Origin of the sequence: Bacillus sp. HSf4, from assembly GCF_029537375.1 — a bacterium.
GTDB lineage: Bacteria > Bacillota > Bacilli > Bacillales > Bacillaceae > Bacillus > Bacillus sonorensis_A.
Genome location: NZ_CP120679.1, coordinates 2,992,423 through 3,017,294, shown reverse-complemented (window position 1 = coordinate 3,017,294; position 24,872 = coordinate 2,992,423). Strand labels below are relative to the sequence as shown.

At 46.9% G+C, this 24,872-nt stretch carries 26 protein-coding genes, 1 tRNA gene, 1 riboswitch and 1 other annotated feature; of the genes, 23 read left to right on the top strand and 4 right to left on the bottom strand.

Features of this window, described 5'->3' with window-relative positions:
- The first annotated feature begins 81 nt into the window (after nt 1–81).
- The 3 genes from uvrC (at nt 82) to P3X63_RS15575 (ending at nt 4,577) form a co-directional block, all read left to right on the top strand.
- The gene (gene uvrC, locus P3X63_RS15585) at nt 82–1,854 is read left to right on the top strand and encodes an excinuclease ABC subunit UvrC (RefSeq protein ID WP_277691371.1); all 1,773 of its coding nucleotides are present in this window, start codon (nt 82–84) and stop codon (nt 1,852–1,854) included.
- 64 nt (nt 1,855–1,918) lie between these two features.
- A riboswitch (Lysine riboswitch) is annotated at nt 1,919–2,100 on the top strand.
- A gap of 151 nt (nt 2,101–2,251) precedes the next feature.
- Nucleotides 2,252–3,484 carry an aspartate kinase gene (locus tag P3X63_RS15580; protein WP_026588170.1) on the top strand — a complete coding sequence of 411 codons (1,233 nt, stop codon included), beginning with the start codon at nt 2,252–2,254 and terminating at the stop codon, nt 3,482–3,484.
- Between the two features lie 478 nt (nt 3,485–3,962).
- Nucleotides 3,963–4,577: a hypothetical protein gene (locus P3X63_RS15575; protein WP_277691370.1), complete on the top strand. Its 615-nt coding sequence runs from the start codon at nt 3,963–3,965 to the stop codon at nt 4,575–4,577.
- 111 nt (nt 4,578–4,688) lie between these two features.
- Here the strand turns inward: P3X63_RS15575 and P3X63_RS15570 are convergent, their stop codons facing one another.
- Complete coding sequence (locus tag P3X63_RS15570) at nt 4,689–5,132, bottom strand: YslB family protein (protein ID WP_277691369.1); 444 nt, start codon at nt 5,130–5,132, stop codon at nt 4,689–4,691.
- A gap of 302 nt (nt 5,133–5,434) precedes the next feature.
- Between P3X63_RS15570 and P3X63_RS15565 the strand changes: the two genes are divergently transcribed.
- From P3X63_RS15565 to P3X63_RS15500, 14 genes are all read left to right on the top strand, one after another.
- Nucleotides 5,435–6,043, top strand: a complete 609-nt coding sequence (locus P3X63_RS15565; protein ID WP_026588167.1) for a succinate dehydrogenase cytochrome b558 subunit — start codon at nt 5,435–5,437, stop codon at nt 6,041–6,043.
- A gap of 33 nt (nt 6,044–6,076) precedes the next feature.
- A complete protein-coding gene (gene sdhA, locus P3X63_RS15560) occupies nt 6,077–7,840 on the top strand; it encodes a succinate dehydrogenase flavoprotein subunit (RefSeq protein ID WP_277691368.1) in 1,764 nt (587 codons plus the stop codon).
- A complete protein-coding gene (gene sdhB, locus P3X63_RS15555; protein ID WP_026588165.1) occupies nt 7,837–8,601 on the top strand; it encodes a succinate dehydrogenase iron-sulfur subunit in 765 nt (254 codons plus the stop codon). The genes sdhA and sdhB overlap by 4 nt, the downstream gene beginning before the upstream one ends.
- A gap of 62 nt (nt 8,602–8,663) precedes the next feature.
- Nucleotides 8,664–9,110, top strand: coding sequence for an acyl-CoA thioesterase (locus P3X63_RS15550; RefSeq protein WP_026588164.1), 447 nt, complete (start codon nt 8,664–8,666; stop codon nt 9,108–9,110).
- A 36-nt stretch (nt 9,111–9,146) separates the two neighbouring features.
- A complete protein-coding gene (locus P3X63_RS15545; RefSeq protein ID WP_026588163.1) occupies nt 9,147–9,845 on the top strand; it encodes an SDR family NAD(P)-dependent oxidoreductase in 699 nt (232 codons plus the stop codon).
- Nucleotides 9,846–10,042: 197 nt separating this feature from the next.
- Nucleotides 10,043–10,267, top strand: coding sequence for a spore germination transcription factor GerE (gerE, locus tag P3X63_RS15540; RefSeq protein WP_003184172.1), 225 nt, complete (start codon nt 10,043–10,045; stop codon nt 10,265–10,267).
- 161 nt (nt 10,268–10,428) lie between these two features.
- Nucleotides 10,429–10,872 (top strand): MarR family winged helix-turn-helix transcriptional regulator, encoded by a 444-nt coding sequence (locus tag P3X63_RS15535; RefSeq protein ID WP_026588162.1) that lies wholly within the window; start codon nt 10,429–10,431, stop codon nt 10,870–10,872.
- A gap of 7 nt (nt 10,873–10,879) precedes the next feature.
- On the top strand, nt 10,880–11,701 hold the full coding sequence (gene racE / locus P3X63_RS15530) for a glutamate racemase (protein WP_142246095.1): 822 nt from the start codon (nt 10,880–10,882) through the stop codon (nt 11,699–11,701).
- A 180-nt stretch (nt 11,702–11,881) separates the two neighbouring features.
- Nucleotides 11,882–12,991: a GerMN domain-containing protein gene (locus tag P3X63_RS15525; protein WP_277691367.1), complete on the top strand. Its 1,110-nt coding sequence runs from the start codon at nt 11,882–11,884 to the stop codon at nt 12,989–12,991.
- Nucleotides 12,992–13,126: 135 nt separating this feature from the next.
- On the top strand, nt 13,127–13,867 hold the full coding sequence (gene rph, locus P3X63_RS15520) for a ribonuclease PH (RefSeq protein ID WP_077736231.1): 741 nt from the start codon (nt 13,127–13,129) through the stop codon (nt 13,865–13,867).
- A 21-nt stretch (nt 13,868–13,888) separates the two neighbouring features.
- The gene (locus tag P3X63_RS15515) at nt 13,889–14,488 is read left to right on the top strand and encodes an XTP/dITP diphosphatase (protein WP_277691366.1); all 600 of its coding nucleotides are present in this window, start codon (nt 13,889–13,891) and stop codon (nt 14,486–14,488) included.
- The gene (locus P3X63_RS15510) at nt 14,485–15,006 is read left to right on the top strand and encodes a YfcE family phosphodiesterase (protein WP_026588157.1); all 522 of its coding nucleotides are present in this window, start codon (nt 14,485–14,487) and stop codon (nt 15,004–15,006) included. Before P3X63_RS15515 ends, P3X63_RS15510 begins: the two co-directional genes overlap by 4 nt.
- A 102-nt stretch (nt 15,007–15,108) precedes the next feature.
- Nucleotides 15,109–15,182 (top strand) — tRNA-Arg (locus P3X63_RS15505).
- A 145-nt stretch (nt 15,183–15,327) separates the two neighbouring features.
- Nucleotides 15,328–15,846: a hypothetical protein gene (locus tag P3X63_RS15500; RefSeq protein WP_026588156.1), complete on the top strand. Its 519-nt coding sequence runs from the start codon at nt 15,328–15,330 to the stop codon at nt 15,844–15,846.
- A gap of 39 nt (nt 15,847–15,885) precedes the next feature.
- Here P3X63_RS15500 and P3X63_RS15495 read toward each other — a convergent pair whose 3' ends face one another.
- Nucleotides 15,886–16,143 (bottom strand): hypothetical protein, encoded by a 258-nt coding sequence (locus P3X63_RS15495; protein WP_026588155.1) that lies wholly within the window; start codon nt 16,141–16,143, stop codon nt 15,886–15,888.
- 118 nt (nt 16,144–16,261) lie between these two features.
- Nucleotides 16,262–16,498 carry a hypothetical protein gene (locus P3X63_RS15490; RefSeq protein WP_277691365.1) on the bottom strand — a complete coding sequence of 79 codons (237 nt, stop codon included), beginning with the start codon at nt 16,496–16,498 and terminating at the stop codon, nt 16,262–16,264.
- A 57-nt stretch (nt 16,499–16,555) separates the two neighbouring features.
- On the opposite strand from P3X63_RS15490, the gene gdhA reads away from it, so the two are divergent.
- A complete protein-coding gene (gene gdhA, locus P3X63_RS15485) occupies nt 16,556–17,938 on the top strand; it encodes an NADP-specific glutamate dehydrogenase (RefSeq protein ID WP_277691364.1) in 1,383 nt (460 codons plus the stop codon).
- Nucleotides 17,939–17,964: 26 nt separating this feature from the next.
- On the opposite strand, the gene P3X63_RS15480 is transcribed toward gdhA, so the two are convergent.
- Nucleotides 17,965–18,225 (bottom strand): hypothetical protein, encoded by a 261-nt coding sequence (locus P3X63_RS15480; RefSeq protein ID WP_277691363.1) that lies wholly within the window; start codon nt 18,223–18,225, stop codon nt 17,965–17,967.
- A 456-nt stretch (nt 18,226–18,681) separates the two neighbouring features.
- On the opposite strand from P3X63_RS15480, the gene ilvE reads away from it, so the two are divergent.
- From ilvE to P3X63_RS15455, 5 genes are all read left to right on the top strand, one after another.
- Nucleotides 18,682–19,596, top strand: a complete 915-nt coding sequence (ilvE, locus tag P3X63_RS15475; RefSeq protein ID WP_026588152.1) for a branched-chain-amino-acid transaminase — start codon at nt 18,682–18,684, stop codon at nt 19,594–19,596.
- Between the two features lie 3 nt (nt 19,597–19,599).
- Nucleotides 19,600–19,860, top strand: a binding site (T-box leader).
- Between the two features lie 152 nt (nt 19,861–20,012).
- A complete protein-coding gene (ilvB, locus tag P3X63_RS15470) occupies nt 20,013–21,737 on the top strand; it encodes an acetolactate synthase large subunit (protein WP_026588151.1) in 1,725 nt (574 codons plus the stop codon).
- Nucleotides 21,734–22,252, top strand: a complete 519-nt coding sequence (gene ilvN / locus P3X63_RS15465; RefSeq protein WP_026588150.1) for an acetolactate synthase small subunit — start codon at nt 21,734–21,736, stop codon at nt 22,250–22,252. The genes ilvB and ilvN overlap by 4 nt, the downstream gene beginning before the upstream one ends.
- 22 nt (nt 22,253–22,274) lie before the next feature.
- Complete coding sequence (gene ilvC, locus P3X63_RS15460) at nt 22,275–23,303, top strand: ketol-acid reductoisomerase (protein ID WP_026588149.1); 1,029 nt, start codon at nt 22,275–22,277, stop codon at nt 23,301–23,303.
- Nucleotides 23,290–24,846 (top strand): 2-isopropylmalate synthase, encoded by a 1,557-nt coding sequence (locus tag P3X63_RS15455; RefSeq protein ID WP_277691358.1) that lies wholly within the window; start codon nt 23,290–23,292, stop codon nt 24,844–24,846. The genes ilvC and P3X63_RS15455 overlap by 14 nt, the downstream gene beginning before the upstream one ends.
- Nucleotides 24,847–24,872 lie beyond the last annotated feature (26 nt).

Genomic DNA, 24,872 nt, shown 5'->3' with positions numbered 1-24,872 from the left:
AACTCCTCCAATTGTAGCGAACGTGTGGTCGGTCATGATAAACTATAAGAAGAAAAACGCCGAAATAAGGAAGGATTTTTGATGAACAAAACAATCAAAGAAAAGCTTGCCCTTCTTCCGGATCAGCCGGGCTGCTACTTGATGAAAGACCGGCAGGAGACCGTGATCTATGTCGGGAAAGCGAAAATCTTAAAAAACAGGGTCCGCTCCTATTTCAGCGGCTCCCATGATGCAAAAACACAGCGGCTCGTCAGCGAAATCGAAGACTTTGAATACATCGTCACATCCTCGAACATCGAAGCTCTCATTCTGGAAATGAATTTAATCAAAAAGTACGACCCGAAATACAATGTGATGCTGAAAGACGATAAAAGCTACCCGTTTATCAAAATCACCAATGAGCGCCATCCGAAGCTGATCGTGACGCGGAAAGTCAAAAAAGATAAAGGCCGCTATTTCGGTCCTTATCCAAACGTTCAGGCCGCAAGGGAAACGAAAAAGCTGCTGGACCGTCTCTACCCGCTCAGAAAATGCGCCAAGCTGCCCGACCGCGTCTGTTTGTACTATCATCTCGGGCAATGCCTGGCACCGTGTGTCTATGACGTGTCTGAAGAGACAAACAGGCAGCTCACTGAAGAAATCACACGCTTTTTAAAAGGCGGCTATAACGAAGTCAAGAAAGAGCTTGAAGCCAAAATGCTCGAAGCATCTGAAAACCTCCAGTTTGAACGGGCGAAGGAATACCGCGACCAGATTGCCCACATCGAATCGACGATGGAGAAGCAGAAAATGGCGATGAACGATATGATCGACCGCGACGTATTTGCCTATTCGTATGATAAAGGCTGGATGTGTGTACAGGTCTTTTTTATCAGGCAAGGGAAGCTGATTGAAAGAGACGTCAGCATGTTTCCGCTGTATAGGGAAGCGGATGAAGAATTTTTGACATTCATCGGCCAGTTCTACTCGAAAAACAATCACTTCCTTCCGAAGGAAATTTTAGTGCCCGACAGCGTAGACAGGGACATGATCGAGGAGCTTTTGGACGTGAAAGTTCACCAGCCGAAAAGGGGACAGAAAAAAGACCTCCTGCTTCTCGCCCATAAAAACGCAAAGCTCGCCCTGAAAGAAAAGTTTTTGCTCATCGAACGCGACGAAGAGCGGACGATCGGTGCGATTGAAAAGCTCGGCAAAGCGCTGGGCATCTACACGCCGTATAGAATTGAGGCGTTTGATAATTCGAATATTCAAGGAGCGGATCCGGTTTCGGCCATGATCGTCTTTCTCGACGGAAAACCGCATAAAAAAGAGTACCGGAAATATAAGATTAAGACGGTTGAAGGGCCTGACGACTACGGTTCAATGCGCGAGGTCGTTAAAAGAAGGTATACAAGGGTGCTGAAAGAAAATCTGCCGCTCCCGGATTTGATTTTGATCGACGGGGGAAAAGGGCAGGTTTCAGCAGCGGTCGACGTGCTTGAAAATGAACTTGGCCTTGACATCCCGGTGGCCGGCTTGGTGAAGGACGACAAGCACAGAACATCGAACCTCTTGATCGGTGATCCGCTTGAGATCGTTCAGCTTGAACGGAACAGCCAGGAATTTTACCTGTTGCAGCGGATCCAGGACGAAGTGCACCGGTTTGCGATCAGCTTTCACAGGCAGCTCAGGGGAAAAAGCGCTTTTCAATCGGTGCTGGACGGGATACCGGGTGTCGGCGAGCAGCGGAAAAAGCTGCTGTTAAAACATTTTGGCTCCGTCAAAAAAATGAAGGAAGCGACTGTCGAAGATATCCGCAGTGCCGGAATTCCGCTGAAGACCGCACAGCTGATTATAGAGGCCTTGAAAAAATAACGTTGAATTTTTAAAAAGAATCTGATAGAATTTGTACTAATTTCATAATAAGATCGTGTTATATGGTGAAGATAGAGGTGCGAACTTCAAGAGTAGGCTTTCGGAGAAAGATGGATTTCAAAGAAGGAAGCTGAAAGGGGAGCGTCGCCGAAGCGGGTAAAAATCCATTCGTTTTATCTGCTGGCTTTACATTGAACAAATGTGGGGCTGTCAAGAAAGTCATTTTCTTGGAGAGCTATCTCGTTGTTTTAGATCATCGGCTGTTTTTGTTGATTCAAGCAATGAGGGAATTCTCTCATTGCTTTTTTTGTACGCTAAAACCGTACAAGCCGGAAGATCAAGGCTTTCCTCTTCATACATAAACGTGCACGAACGAAAACAAAAAGGGTGGTATTTGATGGGTCTCATCGTCCAAAAATTTGGCGGAACTTCCGTCGGATCAGTGGAAAAAATTTTGAATGTCGCAAATCGGGTCATCGAAGAAAAAAAGCGGGGTCATGACGTCGTCGTCGTTGTTTCCGCCATGGGAAAATCGACGGATTCCCTCGTCGCACTTGCCAGGGAAATCACAGATCAGCCGAGCCGGCGGGAAATGGATATGCTGCTTTCCACAGGAGAGCAGGTGACGATTTCTTTATTAACAATGGCTTTAGAGGAAAAAGGGTATGATGCGGTTTCATATACAGGCTGGCAGGCCGGCATCGAGACCGAAAATATTCACGGTAACGCAAGGATTACGAACATTGATACAGACAAGCTGAAAGAGCGCCTGAATGAAGGGAAAATCGCCGTTGTCGCCGGATTCCAGGGCACGACAGCGGAAGGCGAAATCACAACGCTCGGCAGAGGCGGATCAGATACGACAGCCGTTGCCCTCGCAGCAGCCCTGAAAGCCGATAAATGCGATATTTACACCGATGTACCGGGGGTTTTCACAACCGATCCCCGCTATGTGAAAACAGCGCGGAAGCTTGCCGGAATCTCCTATGATGAAATGCTTGAGCTTGCCAACCTTGGAGCAGGCGTCCTGCACCCGCGAGCCGTCGAATTTGCAAAGAACTATCAGGTGCCGCTGGAAGTGCGCTCAAGCATGGAAAAAGAAGCAGGCACATTAATCGAGGAGGAATCATCCATGGAGCAGAATTTAATCGTAAGAGGAATTGCATTTGAAGATCAGATCACACGCGTGACCGTATGCGGCCTGGCGAGCGGCCTGACGACGCTGTCAACGATTTTTACAACGCTCGCTAAACAGAACATCAACGTGGACATCATCATTCAATCGGTGACAGCCACAAGCAAAACGTCGATTTCTTTCTCAGTGAAAACGGAAGACCTGTCCAGAACGGTAGAAGTGCTTGAAGAATACAAAGACGCGCTCGACTACGAACAGATCGAGACGGAAAACAGGCTCGCCAAAGTGTCGATCGTCGGCTCCGGCATGATCTCAAACCCGGGCGTAGCCGCGGAAATGTTTGCGGTGCTGGCAGAGAAGAACATCCAGGTCAAAATGGTGAGCACGTCCGAGATCAAAGTCTCCACCGTCATCAGTGACAGCGACATGGTGAAAGCTGTTGAAGCGCTTCATGATGCGTTTGAACTATCGAAAATAAGCGTGGCTGCCAAATAAAAATAATCCTAGAGCTCTCTCTAGGGTTTCTTTTTTGCCCGAGGGCGGGGTGTGCTACAATTACCATAATAAGGGCGGAGAAAGGAATTACATTATGACTGCATTAATACATACAATAGGTCCAGTGTTCGTGGCAGCTATTGCCAGCATTGTTGTACATGAGCTGGGGCACGTTCTTTTCGGATGCATCGTCAGGCATCATGTACAATGGCTGGCAGTCGGACCATTCATCATGTTTAAAAATAAGAAAATAACATTTCGATGGAAACACAAATATTTTGGCGGTGCAGTTTTTTTATATGGTAAATCCATTAAAAACAAAAAAACGTATTAAAAAGAAAAGGGGAAATTCGTCGCGGGTCTGCTGGGTGGTCCACTCACAAGCTTCTTGACGGGATGGATCTTTCTGAACTTTATACCTCATCATGAATATGCTTTATATTTTGGCATGTTCTCATATGTAATAGGGACAGTCACATTGTTATTTACGGACGGATTGGCTGTATTGTCGATTTTAACCAATAGCCTGTATGCAAAACTGCATTTTCTGAACGTGGAATTGCTGTCATATAAAACGGAGAAGCAATTTGATTTTTTGCTGAAGGAATTGGAGGAAGAACTGCAGCAAGAGAAGGATGCCTCCATTGGAAAATTGAGCCTGACCTGTCTGCATGCATTGTTTTTTTATTTATATTTTATGCAAGTGAAGTTTGATATGGAGAGCCGCAAAAGGCTCGAGATATTTCAAAATGTCTTGAATGAATTAGAAGCGGAAGGGCTCGGCTCCATTAAAAATAAACAAAAAAGGTCTGTTCTGAACGCAATTGCTTATTTGGAAGAAATCAATTTATTGATAGAAAATAACAAAGAAGAGACAGGGAAGCTGTATTCAAAGCTGATTGCTGGAGATGACGACCGTTTAAACAGGCTGAAGCGCAATTCCATCATCGATCATGATGATAAGGCAAAAGATCTGTATATTAACGAATTAAGCTCTGACATTTTTAAACGCAATACATTGCTTCTCAAAATTGAAGAACAATTTATACAGAAAGCGAGGGAACACATACACAAAAATCAAGATTCTGCATGACGATAACATTGGTGTTGGAAGACTGTGGACATTGTCAACAGCCGATTGAATAAGCGCGCGTTGATTTAGGCTTTATTGAAAAAGGCTGCTGAAAATGCAGCCTTTCGATTATCATGCCGGATCTTTCATATCCCATTTGACTGTCAACACAACTTTTCCGGCTCTTTTTTTCACCTGCTCATACGATTCGGCAATATGCTCATTCAACAGCTGGATCTGCTCGGCGATAAACCCGGCTTCAAGCTGGAAGCAGGGCTCTTTCTGATATTTGAGGCGATTGGAGACCAAAGGGCCTTCCAGTTCAAATTCGAGCTCCTGCTTTTTTGAATGGACGATCGCAAGCGTTCCCCAGCCTGCATCATGAAAAAATCCAGGGATATCCTCCCATGAATCAAGCGGGAATTTGCGGGCCAAGTTTTTGCCGGCCCAATACATCATATCTGCGTACTCTTGTCCCAGCATATCGGGAAGCAGCACTTCCCTGATCAGCTCATATCCATATGCGGAGACTTCCAGATCTTTTAATTGCGCTAAATTTGCTTCATATTTGTTCATTGTCCAATGTCTCCCCTCTTTCCTCCGTTTATTATAGCCCAAACGGGGGGGAAGATGACAGCGGAGAGATGCGTTTGAAAAGAAAAAAATCTGATATATTTATATTTTGATAAAATAAAATTTTCAAAAATATGATTAAATTTTAGAAAATTTCAATTTATGTACGCGTTTTCTTGACGCCTATTTCTCATAGGAGTAAAATGAAATTGTCATAAAAACTTAACAAAGTGCGATATTTGAAACAGGACGGGGGATAGGAGACCATTCATTTTTACGGCACTTTTCAACTAGGGGGTTAAGCAATGGCCGGGAACAGAGAATTTGTGTATCGAAGACTGCATTCTTTGCTTGGCGTTATACCGGTGGGCATTTTTTTGATTCAGCATTTAGTTGTCAACCATTTTGCGGCAAGCGGAGAAGAGGCGTTTAACAATGCCGCTCATTTTATGGAAAACCTGCCGTTTAGGTACGCTTTGGAAATCTTTGTGATTTTCCTTCCGCTGATTTACCATGCCGTTTATGGTGTGTACATAGCGTTTACAGCGAAAAGCAATGCGGGCAGATTCGGATTTTTTAGAAACTGGATGTTCGTTCTGCAGCGTGTCACAGGAATCATTACGTTAATTTTCGTCAGCTGGCATGTCTGGGAAACGCGGATCGCCGCCCAAATGGGGGCTGAAGTAAACTTTGACATGATGGCTGATATTTTGAGCTCCCCGATCATGCTCGGCTTTTACATTGTAGGTGTCCTCTCAACAATCTTCCACTTTTCAAACGGTTTATGGTCGTTTGCGGTTACTTGGGGAATTACCGTTTCTCCGCGTTCGCAGCGAATCGCTACGTTTGTGACAATGGGAGTCTTTGTTGTGCTGTCCTATGTAGGGCTGAGAGCGATTTTGGCATTTGTGTAAAAGAACTAGATTACTAGAGGGAGTGGGGCTGGCATGAGCAATTCAAGCATCATCGTTGTCGGCGGAGGACTTGCGGGTCTGATGGCGACCATTAAAGCTGCGGAAGCAGGAACAAATGTAAAATTATTTTCCATCGTTCCGGTAAAGCGCTCACATTCTGTATGTGCGCAGGGCGGAATCAACGGTGCGGTCAATACGAAAGGTGAAGGCGACTCTCCGTGGGAGCATTTTGACGATACGGTATACGGCGGCGACTTTTTGGCCAACCAGCCGCCGGTCAAAGCAATGTGTGAAGCCGCGCCTTCGATCATCCATCTGCTCGACCGCATGGGCGTCATGTTCAACAGAACGCCGGAAGGGCTGCTCGATTTCCGGCGTTTCGGAGGAACGCAGCACCACAGAACGGCGTATGCTGGTGCAACGACAGGACAGCAGCTTTTGTATGCGCTTGATGAACAGGTTCGCCGCTATGAAGTCGCAGGGCTTGTTTCAAAATATGAAGGCTGGGAGTTCCTTGGAGCGGTGCTTGACGATGACGGCAAGTGCCGAGGGATTGTCGCTCAGAATTTAACGACAATGGAAATCGATTCTTTCCGTTCGGACGCCGTCATCATGGCATCCGGCGGACCGGGCATCATTTTCGGAAAATCGACGAACTCCATGATCAATACGGGATCAGCGGCTTCGGTCGTCTATCAGCAGGGAGCGTATTACGCGAACGGAGAATTCATCCAGATTCACCCGACGGCGATTCCGGGGGACGACAAGCTCAGGCTGATGAGCGAATCGGCGCGCGGTGAAGGAGGACGAGTCTGGACATACAAAGACGGTAAACCTTGGTATTTCCTTGAGGAAAAATATCCGGCATACGGAAACCTCGTCCCGCGCGATATCGCGACACGCGAAATTTTCGATGTCTGCGTCAGACAGAAACTCGGAATCAACGGCGAAAACATGGTTTACCTTGATCTTTCCCATAAAGATCCGAAAGAGCTTGACATTAAGCTTGGCGGCATTATCGAAATCTATGAGAAATTTATGGGCGACGACCCGCGCAAGCTGCCGATGAAAATTTTCCCTGCGGTCCATTACTCAATGGGCGGCTTATGGGTTGACTATGATCAAATGACGAACATTCCAGGGCTGTTTGCCGCGGGAGAGTGCGATTATTCCATGCACGGAGGAAACCGCCTCGGGGCGAACTCGCTCTTGTCCGCCATCTACGGCGGCATGGTGGCTGGTCCAAATGCGGTGAAATACGTACAAGGGCTGGAAGCATCCGCCGAGGATTTATCTTCCTCTATTTACGATGCCTATGTCAAACAAGAGGAAGAAAAATGGGCGGACATCATGAAGATGGACGGCAAAGAAAATGCTTACGTCCTTCACAGAGAGCTTGGCGAGTGGATGACCGACAATGTGACGGTTGTGCGCCACAATGACAAGCTTCTGCGGACGGATGAAAAAATCCAGGAGCTGATGGAGCGCTATCAGAACATCGATATTAATGACACGGCAAAATGGAGCAACCAAGGCGCTGTCTTTACCCGTCAGCTGAAAAACATGCTGCAGCTGGCAAGGGTGATCACGCTCGGTGCATACAACAGGAACGAAAGCCGCGGAGCCCATTACAAACCGGATTTCCCTGAACGAAATGATGAAGAATGGCTGAAAACGACAATGGCGAAACATGCAGGCGATACTGAAGCTCCGAAATTCCATTATGAGGATGTCGATGTTTCATTAATCGCGCCGCGCAAACGGGATTACTCGAAGAAAAAGGTGGCGAAATCATGAGTGAAAATAAGACAATCAAGTTTATCATCACTCGTCAGGATACGGCAGATTCCGACTCTTATCAGGAAGAATTTGAACTTGCTTACCGTCCGAACATGAACGTCATTTCCGCTTTAATGGAAATCAGAAGGAATCCGGTTAATGCAAAAGGGGAAAAAACAACGCCGATTGCATGGGATATGAACTGCCTTGAAGAAGTATGCGGCGCTTGCTCCATGGTCATTAACGGAAAGCCGAGACAATCGTGTACTGCGCTGGTCGATAAGCTTGAACAGCCGATTCGTCTCGAACCGATGAAAACATTCCCCGTTGTCCGCGACCTTCAGGTCGACCGGAGCCGGATGTTCGATTCGTTGAAGAAGGTTAAAGCATGGATTCCGATCGATGGCACATACGATTTGGGTCCTGGACCGAGAATGCCTGAAAAGAAACGGCAGTGGGCTTATGAACTGTCAAAATGCATGACGTGCGGCGTTTGCCTTGAAGCTTGTCCAAACGTCAATGACAAAACGAACTTTATCGGACCTGCTCCGCTTTCACAGGTACGCTTATTCAACACTCATCCGACAGGAGCGATGAACAAGTCTGAGCGGCTTGAAGCGATTATGGGAGACGGCGGACTGGCGGAATGCGGAAATTCGCAAAACTGTGTGCAGTCATGTCCGAAAGGAATTCCGCTTACGACATCAATCGCTGCTTTAAACAGGGATACAACCGTGCAGGCGTTTAAAAACTTCTTTGGAAGCGACAACACAGAATAATTGGAAAACGCACCTCTTCAGTTTGAAGAGGTGTTTTCATGATGAAAAGGGGATGGAAAACATTGAAGCTGCCGGAATATATTGAGGAACCGTTTGAGAAATGGTGCCGGTCATTTTCTTTTTTTGATGAAGTGTCCGTCCGTTTTTCGGAAACGGATATGTTCGGTCATATGAACAATGTGACACCGTTTATTTATTTTGAAGAAGCACGCATTTCTTATTTTAAACACCTTCAGACAATGGATCGTCTTGGAGAGAGCCGGACGATTCCCGTTGTCGCCAGCCAGCAATGCGATTATTTTCGGCAGGTGATGCTGCACGAGAATTTAAAGATCGGCGTCAAAACGGCAGCTGTCGGCAATGCCTCGCTTACGCTTCACTACTTGGCGATTAATGACGCCGGTGAGCCGTGTTTCACCGGAAAGGCTGTCATGGTGCAGATTGCAAAAGATACAGGGAAGCCAGAAAACTGGACAGATGAACAAAAAGTGAAATGGCTTGGGCATTAACTCATTTCCTGAGAAATAATCTGTAAGGAGAACGAGATGAAAAAAGCGGTCATCATCGGCGCCAGCTCCGGAATCGGCAAAGCGCTGGCGGAAAGGCTGTCAGCGGAAGGCGTAATATTAGGACTTGCCGCAAGACGGAAAGAGCGGCTTGTCAAATTGCGGGATGCACTGCCGGGTCATTCGTATATCAAAAAGATAGACGTGGCTGACGGTGAACGTGCGAAGATGCAGTTAAACGATCTGATTTTTGAGATGGGAAGGGTGGATGCGGTTTTCATCTGTTCAGGTGTCGGCTATTTGGAAAGCGAGATGGACCCGCAAAAGGAAAGAGAAACGATTGATGTCAATGTGTCCGGCTTTATTTCCTGTGCAAACGTGTTTGTGGATCATTTCACGGAAAACAGAAGCGGCCATTTGATCGGCATCTCATCTGTTGCCGCTTTGAGAGGCAATGGATCAGCCGTTATCTACAGCGCCTCAAAAGCGTTCGTCTCAAATTATTTGCAAGGCCTTAGACAAAAAATGAACAAGCGCGGATACGCTGACATATATGTGACCGATATTCAGCCCGGCTTTGTGCAAACAAAACTTGCTAAGGGAGAAAAGCTGTTCTGGGCGGCTTCTCCTGAAAAGGCTGCCGCACAAATCATCGGGGCTGTTCAAAAAAAGAAATCACATGCATATATTACAAAAAGATGGCGGCTGATCGCCTGGATCATGAAATGCTTACCTTAAACACTTCCAGTGGAGCCAGAGGCGGGTGACCCTGTACGCCTGCCAATCGTTTTCGCCAAAAAAATAGGTGCAGAAGCGGCCCCTTTTCTCCTTCAGAAACGTCACCGACCTTGCGCTTGCTTCATATGATATCACGACTATATCGAAACCCATTCGTTTCAGATCAGCTCTCACCTTAGCAAGGAGGGTTACAATACTTGAAGGAGAAAGAGTTTCAATCAAAGCCGCTGCTAACAAAAAGAGAAAGAGAAGTGTTCGAATTGCTCGTTCAAGACAAGACAACAAAGGAAATCGCAAGCGAGCTCTTTATAAGTGAAAAGACTGTTCGTAATCACATATCCAATGCAATGCAAAAATTGGGTGTGAAAGGCCGTTCGCAAGCTGTTGTTGAACTTCTTCGAATGGGTGAGCTAGAGCTCTAAATTGAGCCGGTATTCCTTCTTGAATAAGAAGGGAACCGGTTATTTGTTTTGCCCGCGCAAGTTGTATATTCATGTTGAAGCCTTGCAATTTCTGTAGAAAAGAAGGAAAATAGACTCAAGTGTTTTGCAAACAAAACAACGAGTTGAGCGAGGTAGAGGACATGAATTCAAAAGCTTCTTTGAATCACATTGCAGATATTGAGAAATCTCTCCGCCATATCGCGGGCATCATTAAGCAAAAAGGAAGAGAAATTCTTACCCAATATACGATTACACCTCCCCAGTTTGTCGGTCTGCAGTGGCTGTATGAATACGGGGACATGACGATCGGCGAATTATCCCAAAAAATGTATCTGGCGTGCAGCACCACGACAGATTTAATTGACCGAATGGAGAAAAACAACCTTGTTGAACGGGTGAAAGACCCGTCAGACAGGCGTGTCGTCCGGATTCGTCTTTTATCGGAAGGAGAACGGATCATCCAGGAGGTTATTCAAAAAAGACAGGATTATCTTGAAAACATGTTAGAAGCGTTTTCGGAAGAGGAGACAGCCGATTTCGAAAAATTATTAATCAAACTTCAGCAGGAAATGAACAGAAAATGAGGCGATTTTGTTGGATCAACCGATAGGAGTCATTGATTCGGGAGTTGGCGGTTTGACCGTTGCGAAAGAAATCATGAGACAGCTGCCAAAAGAAAACATCATTTATCTCGGAGATACAAAGAGATGTCCATACGGACCGCGGGACAGAAAAGAAGTCCTGTCATATACATGGGAAATGACAAACTACTTGTTATCCCGCCACCACATTAAAATGCTCGTCATCGCCTGCAATACAGCAACGGCGATTGCTTTGGAGGAAATCAGCCGGGAGGTCGCGATTCCCGTCATCGGTGTGGTGCAGCCGGGCGCCAGAACCGCCATTAAAGTGACGGAAAATCAGCGGATCGGTGTCATCGGAACGGAAAATACGATCAAAAGCGGAGCATACGAAGAAGCGCTGCTTTCATTGAACAGCGATCTGACGGTGGAAAATTTGGCCTGTCCCATGTTCGTACCGTTTGTGGAAAGCGGTCAATTTTTGGATGAAACGGCCGATGAGATTGTGAAATCTTCCCTTTATCCGCTCCGGGATTCCTCCATTGATACGCTGATTCTCGGATGTACGCATTATCCGATTTTAAAAGAGCCGATTCAGCGCTATATGGGGGAGCGGGTCAGCATCATTTCGTCCGGGGATGAGACGGCGAGAGAGGTCAGCACGATTTTGTCCTACAACGGACTGTTAAACCAAAACCCGCTGCCGCCAGAACATCAATTTTTAACAACCGGAGAACGCGACCGCTTTAAAAAAATCGCCAACGATTGGTTTGGATATGAAGTGAAAAATGTTGAAAGTATCTCGCTTAATGAAACAAGCATACTGAAATAAAGCTGCCGCAAACGGCAGCTTTTTTGCATCTTCTCCCTAAAGCAGACCTGTTCTGAAAAAGAAGAGGTTTTTCTTTTTTAAAGCAAGCTTTCATACATGAAAACGAATTTTTAAAAAACGGTCTAATTCACAAATGGGCTCGTATACATAATAGTACAAACTGCCTTAGGAGGGAAAAGTATGCTGAAAAAAGGAATGAAAGGAATCGCGGTCACAGTCACAGCTTCCGCGCTGCTTCTTTCCGGGTGCGGATTATTTCAGTCAGATCAGGCCTCAGAGGAAATAGATCCGCCGCAGGATATCACATATGTAAAAGAGGAGAAGAATCAAGACCAAACGGATAAGATGGAAGACAAGAAAGAGGACAAAGAAGACAAAACGACCGGTGATCATAAAGCTGCAGAAAATAGTGATACAGTCATGAGAGAGCTTTATCTGATAGATAAAAACGGTTATGTGACAGCCCAGACGCTGCCGCTTCCAAAAAAGGAGGGAACGGCCAAACAAGCGCTCGAATACCTTGTTGAAGGAGGCCCGGTCTCAAACATACTGCCGAATGGATTCAGAGCCGTGCTTCCGGCGGACACAGCCGTCAATGTCGATATTAAAGAAGACGGGACAGCGATCGCCGATTTCTCGAATGAATTTAAAAACTATAAGGCCGAAGATGAACAAAAAATCGTTCAGGCGATCACATGGACACTGACCCAGTTCAACTCGATTGATAAAGTGAAAATCCGCATGAACGGCCATGATTTAAAAGAAATGCCTGTCAACGGCACACCGCTTTCAGAAGAGCTCAGCCGTAAAGACGGTATTAACATCGAGACAGCCGGAGTGACCGATATAACGGCGACAGAACCTGTGACCGTTTATTATTTGGCGGAGTCGGATGAAGGTGAGTATTATGTACCGGTGACAAAGCGCACATCAGGCACAGAAAGCGATCCGGTGACGGCGGCGATTAAAGAATTGACGGTTGGCCCAAGCCTCAAAAGCGGGCTGCTGTCGGATTTCCAAGGAAACGTAAAACTTGAAAGCAAGCCGAAAATTGAAGACGGTCATGTCACCCTCGACTTTAATGAAGCCATTTACGGCAGTGCAGACGGCGAAAAGAAAGTGATTTCAGACGAGGTTTTAAACAGCATCGTTTTGACATTGACCGAACTTCCGGATATTAAGAGCGTTTCCGTCACGGTAAATGGCAAAGCCGAGCTTGTGAATGAAAAAGGCGAAAAGCTTTCCAAGCCTGTCACAAGGCCGAGCCGGGTGAACACAGGTAGTTTTTAACCGCAGGTTTTTGATATACTATATAAAAAGAGGTGAGCGTATAAAGCTGCCTCTTTCTTTATTCAGCTTTTCAAATACATGTGTGTAAAGCGGAATGATTGGGAATGTTTATGTACATATAATCGGAGGTAAAACATGAGATACGATGGAAGAGAGAACAATGAACTGAGACCCATGTCGATGGAGCTTGACTTTATCACGCATCCCGAAGGATCGGTCCTGATCACAGTCGGCGATACAAAGGTCATATGCAACGCTTCTGTAGAAGACCGCGTCCCGCCCTTTTTAAGAGGGGAAGGAAAAGGCTGGGTGACGGCGGAATACAGCATGCTGCCCCGTGCGACGAATCAAAGGACGATCAGGGAATCGTCAAAAGGAAAAGTGTCCGGCCGGACGATGGAGATCCAAAGGCTGATCGGCCGAGCCCTGCGTGCAGTCATTGATTTGGAGAAGCTGGGTGAGCGGACCATCTGGATCGACTGTGATGTCATTCAGGCGGACGGCGGCACAAGGACGGCATCGATCACCGGAGCCTTTACGGCGATGGCCTTGGCCGTCGGACGGCTTGTAGAAGACGGCTCAATCAAAGAGATGCCGATCACGGATTTTCTGGCCGCCACATCTGTAGGAATTGATCAGGAACACGGACTCATTCTGGATTTGAACTATCAGGAAGATTCAAGTGCAGAGGTCGATATGAATGTCGTCATGACAGGCGACGGCCGCTTTGTCGAACTGCAGGGAACAGGGGAGGAAGCGACGTTTTCCAGAAACGAACTGGACGGGCTTTTGGAGCTTGCCGAAAAAGGAATCAAAGAACTCATCGACAAACAAAAAGAAGTGCTCGGAGATATTGCGGCGTCCATTCAACAATAACTTGAGAAAGGCTTGATATGAATGAAGGAAGTCATCATTGCCACAAAAAACGAAGGGAAAGTCAGGGAATTCAAAGAGATGCTCGAACCGAGAGACTACGATGTCAAATCATTATTGGATATCGGCTATACGGACGAAATCGAAGAGACCGGACAAACATTTGAAGAAAACGCCATCATTAAAGCGGAAACCATCTCTAAAGAGACCGGCAAAATGATCATTGCGGATGATTCAGGTCTTTCAGTCGATTTTCTCGGCGGGAGTCCGGGCGTTTATTCCGCGCGTTATGCCGGTGAAGAGAAAAACGACCTCGCCAATTTAAAAAAGGTTTTGAATGAGCTTGAAGGAGTGGAAAAGGAAGACCGTTCGGCAAGGTTCAGGTGTGCGCTTGCCCTATGTGTTCCCGGAGAGGAAACGAAAACGGTTGAAGGCTCAGTGGAAGGATACATTACCGAAGAGCCCCGCGGCACCAACGGCTTTGGCTACGATCCGATTTTTCTCGTCAAGGATAAAGATCAAACGATGGCCGAGCTTTCAAGCGAAGAAAAAAATAAAATCAGCCACAGGGCGGATGCGCTGAAAAAGCTGACCGCTTTATTGGATGAGGGGGAGCCGGAATGAAGGTGTTGATTGTCAGCGACAGCCACGGCCTTGAAAATGAGCTGCAAACGATCGCAGAACGGCATGAGAATGATGTGGATCTCAGCATTCACTGCGGAGATTCCGAGCTGGATTTTTCCCACCCGGCCCTTGCCTCTTACTTGACGGTAAAAGGGAACTGCGATTTCTACGGGGATTTTAAAGATGAAATCGTCGTCCCGATCGGCTCACACAAGCTCTTTTTCACACACGGACACTTGTATGGCATTAAAGAGTCGCTGTTAAACGTTTACTATAGAGCCGCCGAGCTCGGCGCCGATATCATCTGCTTCGGTCATTCCCATATCGCGGGAAGTGAGCTGATGGACGGCAAACTCTTGATCAACCCCGGCAGCATCCGCCTTCCGCGGGTGCGGAAAGACAAAACTTATGCTATACTAAGCATTGACAAAGACGATGTGTCCGTCCGTTTTTACGATACAAACGGACGGGAAATTGAAAGCTTGGCAAACCATGTCCAACTTCAGACGCCATCATGAGGAAGAATTTTTTTCTTCCTCATGATGAAAAAAATTCTAAAAAGTTGTTGACTTTCTGGTACAATGCGAATATAATAAATCTTGTCGCTGATAGTTCAATGTGTCCCAGTAGCTCAGCTGGATAGAGCAACGGCCTTCTAAGCCGTCGGTCGGGAGTTCGAATCTCTCCTGGGACGTCATCATAAGAAAGCCTCAAACCTTGATATACAAGAGTTTGAGGCTTTTGTTTTGCAAAAAAACAACATCCTAAAAATTCCCTTTCATTTTTTCGGCAAGATTGACAAAGATAAAGGATGTGATCAACTTTAAGGAGGATGTTGTATGACTAAACAACAGCAAAATCAGCAGCAGCAAAAGCAAAAACAACAACAACAAAAACAAAAGCATGAACAGCTGCTTGGGGCCAATATCACGGATGCCGAATTCGCCCAAGAATTCGGGAACATTCAGCAGCAGCTTGCCCAGCTGGAACAAACCGTTTCTCAAATGGGTTCACAGCAGCAAGGTCAAAGCGGCCAGCAGAGCTCTCAATTAAGTCAGGGAATCAATCAATTAAAGCAGCAAATCCAGCAATTCAGCTCTCAATCTCAGCAGCAAATGCAGCAAACGGATCAGCAGATTCAACAAAGCATTCAGCAGGCTGTCCAACAGCTAAATCAAGCCCTCCAAGGCATCCAGACAAATCAGGCGATGAACCAAATGAGCCAAGCGCTGCAACAGGCGCAGCAGTCCTTTAACCAGCAAGGGCAACAAGGACAGCAGGGACAGCAAGGCCAACAAGGTCAGCAAAACCAGCAGCAGCAAAACCAAAATCAAAATTTCCAACAACCGCTTCAATAATATTGAAAAAGAGCCGTGCAGAACGGCTCTTTTTGATTATTATTCCTCGTTTTGATCATCTTCGTCATGAGTTGGGTGTGCACCCGGATACTGCCTTGGCAGCCCTTGGTGCAGATTTCTGAATTCATATGTGAAATTGCTGTAATATTGCTGACCTTCCCGCCATGGCGTTTCTTTGTTTTCAACAGGCTCGTTTTTGCCCGCCGCGGCTCCATAGGCCCCTTCGGGAAATTCCTCGGCTGCAAGGAATTCTCGCTGCGTCTCAACATTTGACAAATCTTCGTATTTCTTATCCATCACAACACCCCGTTTTTAATCATAGTGTTGCCCTGAAATACGGGGAGCTATGTGTTTTATTTTATATGCTGAAATCATCATTTTTTTGCGGGGTAAAACCGGGATGCATATTCATCTGTCAATCAACGAAAAATGGCGTCAGACCGGAGAAAACAACCATACAGACTGCAGAAAAAATGAAACATGCGGCCGGCATTTTCACGGTTATAGTCCGTTCCGCCCCTGTTTGAAGGCGAGTGCCGCCAAGGCTTAGTACCCGCTTATTTTCGCTTTCTGGTAAACATCTCATAAAAGCAACGGTTTCATCTGTTTTCCAGATTGAAGAAACGCCTTTCTCAGATGTAAAATTTACCATGATAGAAAATCTTCCAATGTACGATAGACATTGATTGAGAAAAGGGGCTGAAGAAAGGTGCATGTACTTGAAAAAGCTGAACAAACCAATGTGCAAGCGGCAAAAGATTATGTGACAAGAGCCTATGAAACCGTCCGACAGCGAAATGGTCATGAAAGCGAATTTCTTCAAGCGGTAAAAGAAATATTTGATTCGCTCGTCCCTGTGCTCGCGAGGCATCCGAAGTATATAGAGCAGCGTATTTTGGAACGGATCGCAGAGCCGGAGCGAATGATTGTATTCAGGGTTCCGTGGGTGGATGACCAGGGTATTGTCCGGGTGAACCGCGGATTCCGTGTTCAATTCAATAGTGCCATCGGTCCGTACAAAGGAGGGATCCGATTTCACCCGTCGGTAAACGCCAGCATCATCAAATTTTTAGGCTTTGAGCAGATTTTTAAAAATTCGCTGACAGGACTTCCGATCGGCGGTGGTAAAGGCGGGGCAGATTTTGATCCGAAGGGCAAGTCAGACCGAGAGATCATGAGCTTTACACAAAGCTTCATGAATGAACTGTACAAATATATCGGCCCTGACACGGACATCCCGGCTGGGGATATTGGCGTCGGGGCGAGAGAAGTGGGCTGGATGTTCGGACAGTATAAAAAAATCCGCAGCCGTTATGATGCCGGTGTATTGACAGGAAAAGGCCTTGAGTACGGGGGAAGTTTGATACGTAAAGAAGCGACAGGCTACGGGCTTGTCTATTTCGTAGAAGACATGCTGAAAGACCAAGGGATGAGCTTTAAAGGCAGCACCGCCGTCGTCTCGGGATCTGGGAATGTGGCGATCTATGCCATGGAAAAAGCGGCTGCATTCGGCGCCAAAGTTGTAGCCTGCAGCGATTCTGACGGGTATGTATATGATCAAAACGGCATCCATCTCGATACGGTCAAACGGCTTAAAGAAAGCGAGAACAAAAGACTCAGCGAATATGTAAAAACTCATCCTGAAGCACGCTATGTTCCGGGGTGCTCAGGTGTCTGGTCCGTTCCGTGCGATATCGCGCTTCCTTGTGCAACGCAAAATGAGATTGATGAACAAGCAGCTGAAACATTGATCATGAATGGTGTTAAAGCCATCGGTGAAGGGGCGAACATGCCTTGTGATCAAGATGCTGTCCGGCGGTTTTTAGATGCGGGCATTTTATTCGCTCCCGCCAAAGCGGCAAATGCCGGCGGTGTTGCCGTTTCTGCGCTGGAGATGGCGCAAAACAGCGCGCGATTGCGCTGGACGGCAGAAGAAACGGATGCCAGACTGCACGCCATCATGACGGACATTTACCGAAGCAGTAAAAAGTGCGCTTCTGCATATGGCAGAGCCGGGAATCTGATCGACGGCTGCAATATTGCGGGGTTTATCAAAGTAGCAGATGCGATGATCGCTCAAGGTGTTGTTTAAAGAGGGGAAGCCTGCTGCTCCCCTCCTTACATTCTGTAACCGCCGAACGATCCGGTGAATCCGTGTGCTCCCATGAATGGAACGCCGGTATGACCAATTCCGAAATCCCCGAGGATGGGTCCGGTCAACACGTTGCCGAACGGATAGAACACAGTTTGGCCCGCATGCATGGAAGGGTTATACACGTATGTCTGGGAAAATCCAAAATACCCGGGATATGGATACTGGCGGGTATCCCAGCTTGGAATCCGAATATACGGATTGTATGAAATGAAGGTTGTCATCATATTCCCCCGTTTATATTGATTTCTCTAACATTTTATGACAATTTACAAAAATGGAGTTTGTACTTCTTGATTGATAAAAAATCTCACCGATTAAACAGGTCGGTGTTTATTTTTTGTGTCATAAAATATAACAAAATCGTAGGAAACGTTGTTCGAATTGTGTATTGTGTATAGATTAAAGAAAAAAGTTAAAATTGTTTTTTATTTTTACGTTTCCTTTTATATCAATAATGTAAGCGTATACAAGTAGATTGATTAATCTAAATTGTCTAATAATTTTAAAAAATACGGTTGACACTGCCTGTAAAGGGGCGTAATATGAGTTCAAACAAAAGAACAAATCAATTGAAAACATTTCATCTTTCACGAGGAAGACGGCGGGAAATCGGGTTCCCGCATCATCATTTTTTACTCGTTTAAAGCGTTCATTTACAACAGAAAGGTGTGCAAGAGGGCATGGGGGACCAGAAAGACCAGTGGATCTTCCTAAACGACAAACTCGTTAAAAAAGAAGACGCTAAAATATCGGTCTATGATCACGGATTTTTATACGGGGACGGTGTGTTTGAAGGGATCAGGGTATACGACGGAAACATCTTCAGAATGAAGGAACATATGGACCGGCTCTATGATTCGGCAAAATCGATTTTGCTGGAAATCCCTTTTCAGCAGGAAGAACTAACACAGCACGTTCTCAAAACGGTTGAAAAAAACGGGCTTAAAGATGCTTACATTCGCCTGGTTGTATCAAGAGGGGCGGGCGATCTCGGACTCGATCCGAACAATTGCTCAAAACCGAGTGTCATTATTATTGTCGAACCATTGGCAATATTCCCGAAACATTTATATGAAACTGGGATTGATATCATCACGGTTCCGACGAGAAGAAACCGGCCCGATGTCTTAAGCCCGAAAGTGAAATCCCTAAACTATTTAAATAATATTCTTGTCCGAATCGAGGCGCAGATGGCGGGTGTCAGCGAAGCGCTCATGCTCAATGACCAAGGCTATGTGGCCGAAGGTTCCGCGGATAATGTATTCATTTATAAAAACGGAAAACTGTTAACACCGCCGGGCTATATCGGAGCGCTGGAAGGGATTACGCGCAATGCCATCATAGAAATTGCCGAAGAGCTTGGCTATGAAGTGAAAGAAGAGCCGTTTACCCGCCATGATGTTTATACGGCGGACGAAGTGTTCTTAACCGGAACCGCCGCCGAAGTGATCGCGGTTGTCAAGGTGGACGGCAGACAGATTGGAGACGGCAAGCCGGGAGTGCATACAAACCGGATGCTTGAAAAGTTCCGCGAGCGCGTCGTGCGCGAAGGGGAAAAAGTAAACATCAAAGATCAAAGTTTAAGTGTCAGCTGAATAGGATAAGCGTAGAAGAGGATAAGTAGCAGCGGAAACGCCATCTGCAGAGAGCCGGGAGTGCTGGGAACCGGTGATGGCATCCGCCGTGAACTCCCCTCTGAGCGTCAGCCTGAACGATTTTCTCGATTTAGTAGGGCCGGCCGGGTGAACACATGAAGGTTCACTCGTTATTAAACCGGATAAGCGATTATCCATAAGGCGGCTGTAAAAAGCCGTGAACAAGGGTGGTACCGCGGAAAGAAAAGCCTTTTCGCCCCTTTGGCCTGCGAGGTGAGCAGCGTCAATTGTGGGCGGGAAGGCTTTTTTAGCTGTAAAAGCAGTTTGGAAACGAATGCTTTACAGCATACATTGCAAAATGACAAAACAATTGTGAACGAACAGTGATGATCATCACTTGATAAGGAGGAAGAAAAATGGGGACGAATGTACAGTTGGATGCAGAAAATGCCCAATGTACACAAACAATGGCAGGGGCGTCAATGCTGATTGAGGCTTTAAAACAGGAAAATGTTGAAGTAATCTACGGTTATCCGGGCGGGGCGGTTCTGCCGATTTACGACAAGCTGTACGGGTCAGGCATGTTTCATGTGCTGACGCGCCATGAACAGGGCGCCATTCACGCAGCTGAAGGATATGCGAGAATTTCCGGAAAACCCGGCGTCGTCGTCGCCACGTCAGGCCCAGGCGCGACCAACCTTGTGACAGGTCTTGCCGACGCGATGATCGATTCATTGCCATTGGTTGTGTTTACGGGGCAGGTGGCGACATCGGTCATCGGCTCTGACGCCTTTCAGGAAGCGGATGTGATCGGAATTACGATGCCGATTACAAAGCACAGCTATCAGGTGCGGAATGCCGAAGACCTGCCGAGGATCATCAAAGAAGCGTTTCACATTGCGACAACCGGGAGACCGGGTCCCGTTTTAATCGACATTCCGAAAGATATCGCTGTCGTCGAAGGTGAATTCAGCTATGACCATGACATTCATCTTCCGGGCTATCAGCCGACGAAAGAACCGAATTACTTGCAGATCAGAAAGCTTGTTGAAGCGGTCAGCGGAGCGAAAAAACCGGTCATTCTGGCGGGTGCGGGTGTTTTGCACGGAAAAGCGTCAGAAGAATTAAAAAATTATGTCGAACAGCAGCAGATTCCGGTCGCCCATACGCTTTTGGGTCTGGGAGGCTTCCCGGCCGATCACCCGCTCTTTCTCGGAATGGCGGGGATGCACGGCACATATGCCGCCAACATGGCGCTGTACGAATGCGACCTGCTGATCAGCATCGGCGCCCGGTTTGACGACAGGGTGACAGGGAATTTGAAGCATTTCGCCAAGTTTGCAAAAGTCGCCCACATTGACATTGATCCGGCTGAAATCGGTAAAAACGTTGAGACACATATCCCTGTCGTCGGAGACAGCAAGCTTGTGCTCAGAGAGCTGATCAAGCAAAACGGCAAGCCGAGCGCTTCTGATGAATGGAAACAGCAGCTTGCGGACTGGAAAAACGAATATCCGCTCTGGTATGAAGAGAATGAGGAAGAAGGCTTTAAACCTCAGAAGCTGATCGAATACATTCACCGCTTTACAAAAGGTGAAGCGATTGTGACAACGGATGTAGGGCAGCATCAAATGTGGGCCGCACAATTTTATCCGTTCCAAAAAGCTGACAGATGGGTCACTTCAGGAGGGCTCGGAACCATGGGATTTGGACTTCCAGCGGCCATCGGCGCTCAGCTCGCTGATCAAGATGCAACGGTTGTCTCCATTCTCGGTGACGGAGGATTTCAAATGACGCTTCAGGAGCTCGCCGTCATCCATGATCTGAATCTTCCGATTAAAGTCGTTGTCCTGAATAACCGCTGTCTCGGAATGGTCCGGCAATGGCAGGAAATCTTTTATGATGAACGCTATTCGCACTCAAAATTCACGTCACAGCCGGACTTCATCAAACTGTCTGAAGCTTACGGCATCAAAGGTGTGCGGATTACATCTGATGAAGAAGCGGAAGAAAAGCTCGAAGCCGCTTTGACATCGAAAGAGCCGATGGTCATCGATGTTCAGGTAGCACAGGCGGAAAAAGTTTTTCCAATGGTTGCGCCAGGAAAAGGGCTGCATGAAATGGTGGGGGTGAAACCTTGAAAAGAATCATCACGCTGACGGTTTTGAATCAGACCGGCGTCTTAAACAGAATCACGGGTTTGTTTACAAAACGGCATTACAACATTGAAAGCATTACGGTGGGCCACACTGAAACACAGGGCATCTCCAGGATCACATTTGTCGTCCATGTGGCAGATGAAAAAGAAACGGAGCAGCTGACAAAACAATTAAATAAGCAAATTGATGTGTTGAAAGTCACAGATATTACGAATCAATCAATCGTCCAAAGGGAACTGGCGTTAATCAGAGTCGTTTCGCCTCCTTCCAGCAGGGCGGAAATAAACGGTGTGATCGAGCCGTTTCGAGCCTCTGTCGTCGATGTCGCAAAAGACAGCGTCGTCGTTCAGGTGACAGGCGAATCAAGCAAAATTGAAGCCTTAATCGAATTGTTGAAACCATACGGGATTAAAGAGGTCGCCAGAACAGGCACCACGGCATTTGCAAGGGGAACACAGCAAAAGCCGGCCTCTATTAAAACAATATCTATTGTATAAAACATAAAAGGGAGAGATTGAAATGGTAAAAGTTTATTATAACGGTGATATCAAAGAAAACGTATTGGCAGGCAAAAAAGTGGCGGTTATCGGATACGGTTCACAAGGCCATGCTCACGCATTGAATTTGAAAGAAAGCGGAGTGGACGTTATTGTCGGCGTCAGAAAAGGAAAATCCTTTACAAAAGCAGAAGAAGACGGCCATCAAGTATACACGGTCAGAGAAGCTGCGGCACAGGCGGACATCATCATGGTGCTGCTTCCTGATGAACAGCAGCAAAAGGTATATGAAGCTGAAATTAAAGACGAACTCCAAGCTGGCAATTCACTTGTTTTCGCACACGGCTTCAACGTTCATTTCCATCAGATCGTTCCACCGGCGGATGTAGACGTATTCCTTGTCGCTCCTAAAGGACCGGGACATCTTGTCAGAAGAACATTTGAACAGGGTGCCGGCGTTCCTGCACTGTTTGCGATCTATCAGGATGTCACAGGTGAAGCGAAAGATAAAGCACTGGCCTATGCAAAAGCGATCGGCGGTGCGAGAGCCGGCGTTCTGGAAACGACATTTAAAGAAGAAACAGAAACAGATCTTTTCGGAGAACAGGCGGTTCTGTGCGGCGGACTGACTTCCCTTGTCAAAGCCGGCTTTGAAACGCTGACAGAAGCGGGATACCAGCCTGAGCTCGCATACTTCGAGTGTCTGCATGAGCTGAAGCTGATCGTCGACCTGATGTATGAAGAAGGCTTGGCCGGCATGAGATACTCCATTTCCGACACGGCTCAATGGGGAGACTTCGTATCAGGACCGCGCGTTGTTGATGAAAACGTCAAAGCGTCGATGAAAGAAGTATTGAAAGACATCCAAAACGGAACGTTCGCGAAAGAATGGATCGTGGAAAACCAAGTCAACCGTCCTCGCTTCAACGCGATTAATGCAAGCGAAAACGAGCATGAAATTGAAGTGGTCGGCAGAAAGCTTCGCGAAATGATGCCGTTTGTCAAACAGGGCAAGAAGAAGGAAGCGGTGGTAGCCGGTGCGAAAAATTAATTTTTTTGACACAACACTCCGTGACGGTGAACAGTCGCCGGGCGTTAATTTAAATACGCAGGAGAAGCTGGCGATTGCCCAGCAGCTCGAAAAACTCGGGGTTAACATTATGGAAGCGGGCTTTCCCGCTTCATCCCCCGGGGATTTCAACGCTGTCAAAGAAATCGCCGGGACGATTAAAAACTGCTCTGTCACAGGGCTTGCACGCTCTGTGAAAGGCGATATCGATTCGGCGTGGGAAGCGCTGAAAGACGGAGCCGAGCCAAGGCTGCATTTGTTTATCGCCACTTCCGACATCCATTTAAAATACAAGCTGAAAAAAACGCGTGAACAGGTTCTTGAGCAGGCGGTCGCAATGGTGAAATACGCCAAGGAGCGATTCCCGGTCGTCCAGTGGTCTGCCGAAGATGCATGTCGGACCGACCTGCCGTTTTTAGCCGAGATCGTCAGTGAAGTGATCGCCGCCGGTGCAGATGTCATCAATCTTCCGGATACAGTGGGATATTTAACTCCTGCCGAATACGGAAACATCTTCCGCTATATTAAAGAAAATGCCGCAAACGCCGACAAAGTTCAGCTTTCAGCCCATTGCCACGATGATTTGGGCATGGCTGTCGCCAACTCTTTGGCTGCGATTGAAAACGGCGCGGACCAGGTGGAATCGGTCATTAACGGCATCGGCGAAAGGGCCGGGAACGCGGCTCTTGAAGAAATCGCTGTCGCATTGCATATCCGCAAAGATTTCTATCAGGCGGAATCAACGATTCAATTGAATGAAATTAAACGGACAAGTGATTTAGTGAGCAAGCTGACCGGAATGGCCGTACCCCGCAATAAAGCGGTCGTCGGCGACAATGCTTTCGCCCATGAATCAGGTATTCACCAGGACGGCTTCTTAAAAGAAAAAACCACATATGAAATCATTTCTCCAGAGCTTGTCGGCGTCAAAACGGATGCGCTGGTGCTCGGAAAACATTCAGGGCGCCACGCCTTTAAAGATAAGCTGCAAACCTTGGGCTTCCAGTTTGGGGAAGAGGAAGTGAATAAGTTCTTCAAAATCTTTAAAGAGCTGACCGGGAAGAAAAAAGAATTTACAGATGAAGATCTGATTTCCCTTATTCTCGAAGAAAAAGCGACAGACCGCAAAATCGGCTATGATTTTATTTCTCTTCAGGTGCACTACGGGACCTCGCAAGTTCCGACGGCTACTGTTTCTCTGAAGGAACAGGAAACCGACCGGATCATTCAGGAAGCAGCGACGGGAGCGGGAAGCGTTGAAGCGGTTTACAACACGCTGAAACGCTGCATGAACAAAGAAGTCCAGCTTCTCGACTACCGGATTCAATCCAACCGCAAAGGGCAGGATGCCTTCGCACAGGTTTATGTCAGGGTGATCATTGACGGAAAAGAATCAGGCGGACGCGGAGTCGCCCAGGATGTCCTTGAAGCTTCTGCAAAAGCGTATTTGAACGCGGTCAACCGTTATCTTATATTCCAATCGAATGCGATAGGTTTCGCAAAACAAGCAGCTGTAGGATCATGACAGTTAAGAAGGAAGGAGTTTGTTTA

What these genes read in the sequence shown, in the direction of transcription:
- uvrC (WP_277691371.1), top strand. Translation starts at nt 82, where the DNA reads ATGAACAAAACAATCAAAGAAAAGCTTGCCCTTCTTCCGGATCAGCCG.
- P3X63_RS15580 (WP_026588170.1), top strand. Translation starts at nt 2,252, where the DNA reads ATGGGTCTCATCGTCCAAAAATTTGGCGGAACTTCCGTCGGATCAGTG.
- P3X63_RS15570 (WP_277691369.1), bottom strand. Translation starts at nt 5,132, where the DNA reads ATGAACAAATATGAAGCAAATTTAGCGCAATTAAAAGATCTGGAAGTC.
- P3X63_RS15565 (WP_026588167.1), top strand. Translation starts at nt 5,435, where the DNA reads ATGGCCGGGAACAGAGAATTTGTGTATCGAAGACTGCATTCTTTGCTT.
- sdhA (WP_277691368.1), top strand. Translation starts at nt 6,077, where the DNA reads ATGAGCAATTCAAGCATCATCGTTGTCGGCGGAGGACTTGCGGGTCTG.
- sdhB (WP_026588165.1), top strand. Translation starts at nt 7,837, where the DNA reads ATGAGTGAAAATAAGACAATCAAGTTTATCATCACTCGTCAGGATACG.
- P3X63_RS15545 (WP_026588163.1), top strand. Translation starts at nt 9,147, where the DNA reads ATGAAAAAAGCGGTCATCATCGGCGCCAGCTCCGGAATCGGCAAAGCG.
- P3X63_RS15535 (WP_026588162.1), top strand. Translation starts at nt 10,429, where the DNA reads ATGAATTCAAAAGCTTCTTTGAATCACATTGCAGATATTGAGAAATCT.
- P3X63_RS15525 (WP_277691367.1), top strand. Translation starts at nt 11,882, where the DNA reads ATGCTGAAAAAAGGAATGAAAGGAATCGCGGTCACAGTCACAGCTTCC.
- rph (WP_077736231.1), top strand. Translation starts at nt 13,127, where the DNA reads ATGAGATACGATGGAAGAGAGAACAATGAACTGAGACCCATGTCGATG.
- P3X63_RS15515 (WP_277691366.1), top strand. Translation starts at nt 13,889, where the DNA reads ATGAAGGAAGTCATCATTGCCACAAAAAACGAAGGGAAAGTCAGGGAA.
- P3X63_RS15510 (WP_026588157.1), top strand. Translation starts at nt 14,485, where the DNA reads ATGAAGGTGTTGATTGTCAGCGACAGCCACGGCCTTGAAAATGAGCTG.
- P3X63_RS15500 (WP_026588156.1), top strand. Translation starts at nt 15,328, where the DNA reads ATGACTAAACAACAGCAAAATCAGCAGCAGCAAAAGCAAAAACAACAA.
- P3X63_RS15495 (WP_026588155.1), bottom strand. Translation starts at nt 16,143, where the DNA reads ATGGATAAGAAATACGAAGATTTGTCAAATGTTGAGACGCAGCGAGAA.
- P3X63_RS15490 (WP_277691365.1), bottom strand. Translation starts at nt 16,498, where the DNA reads ATGGTAAATTTTACATCTGAGAAAGGCGTTTCTTCAATCTGGAAAACA.
- P3X63_RS15480 (WP_277691363.1), bottom strand. Translation starts at nt 18,225, where the DNA reads ATGATGACAACCTTCATTTCATACAATCCGTATATTCGGATTCCAAGC.
- ilvE (WP_026588152.1), top strand. Translation starts at nt 18,682, where the DNA reads ATGGGGGACCAGAAAGACCAGTGGATCTTCCTAAACGACAAACTCGTT.
- ilvB (WP_026588151.1), top strand. Translation starts at nt 20,013, where the DNA reads ATGGGGACGAATGTACAGTTGGATGCAGAAAATGCCCAATGTACACAA.
- ilvC (WP_026588149.1), top strand. Translation starts at nt 22,275, where the DNA reads ATGGTAAAAGTTTATTATAACGGTGATATCAAAGAAAACGTATTGGCA.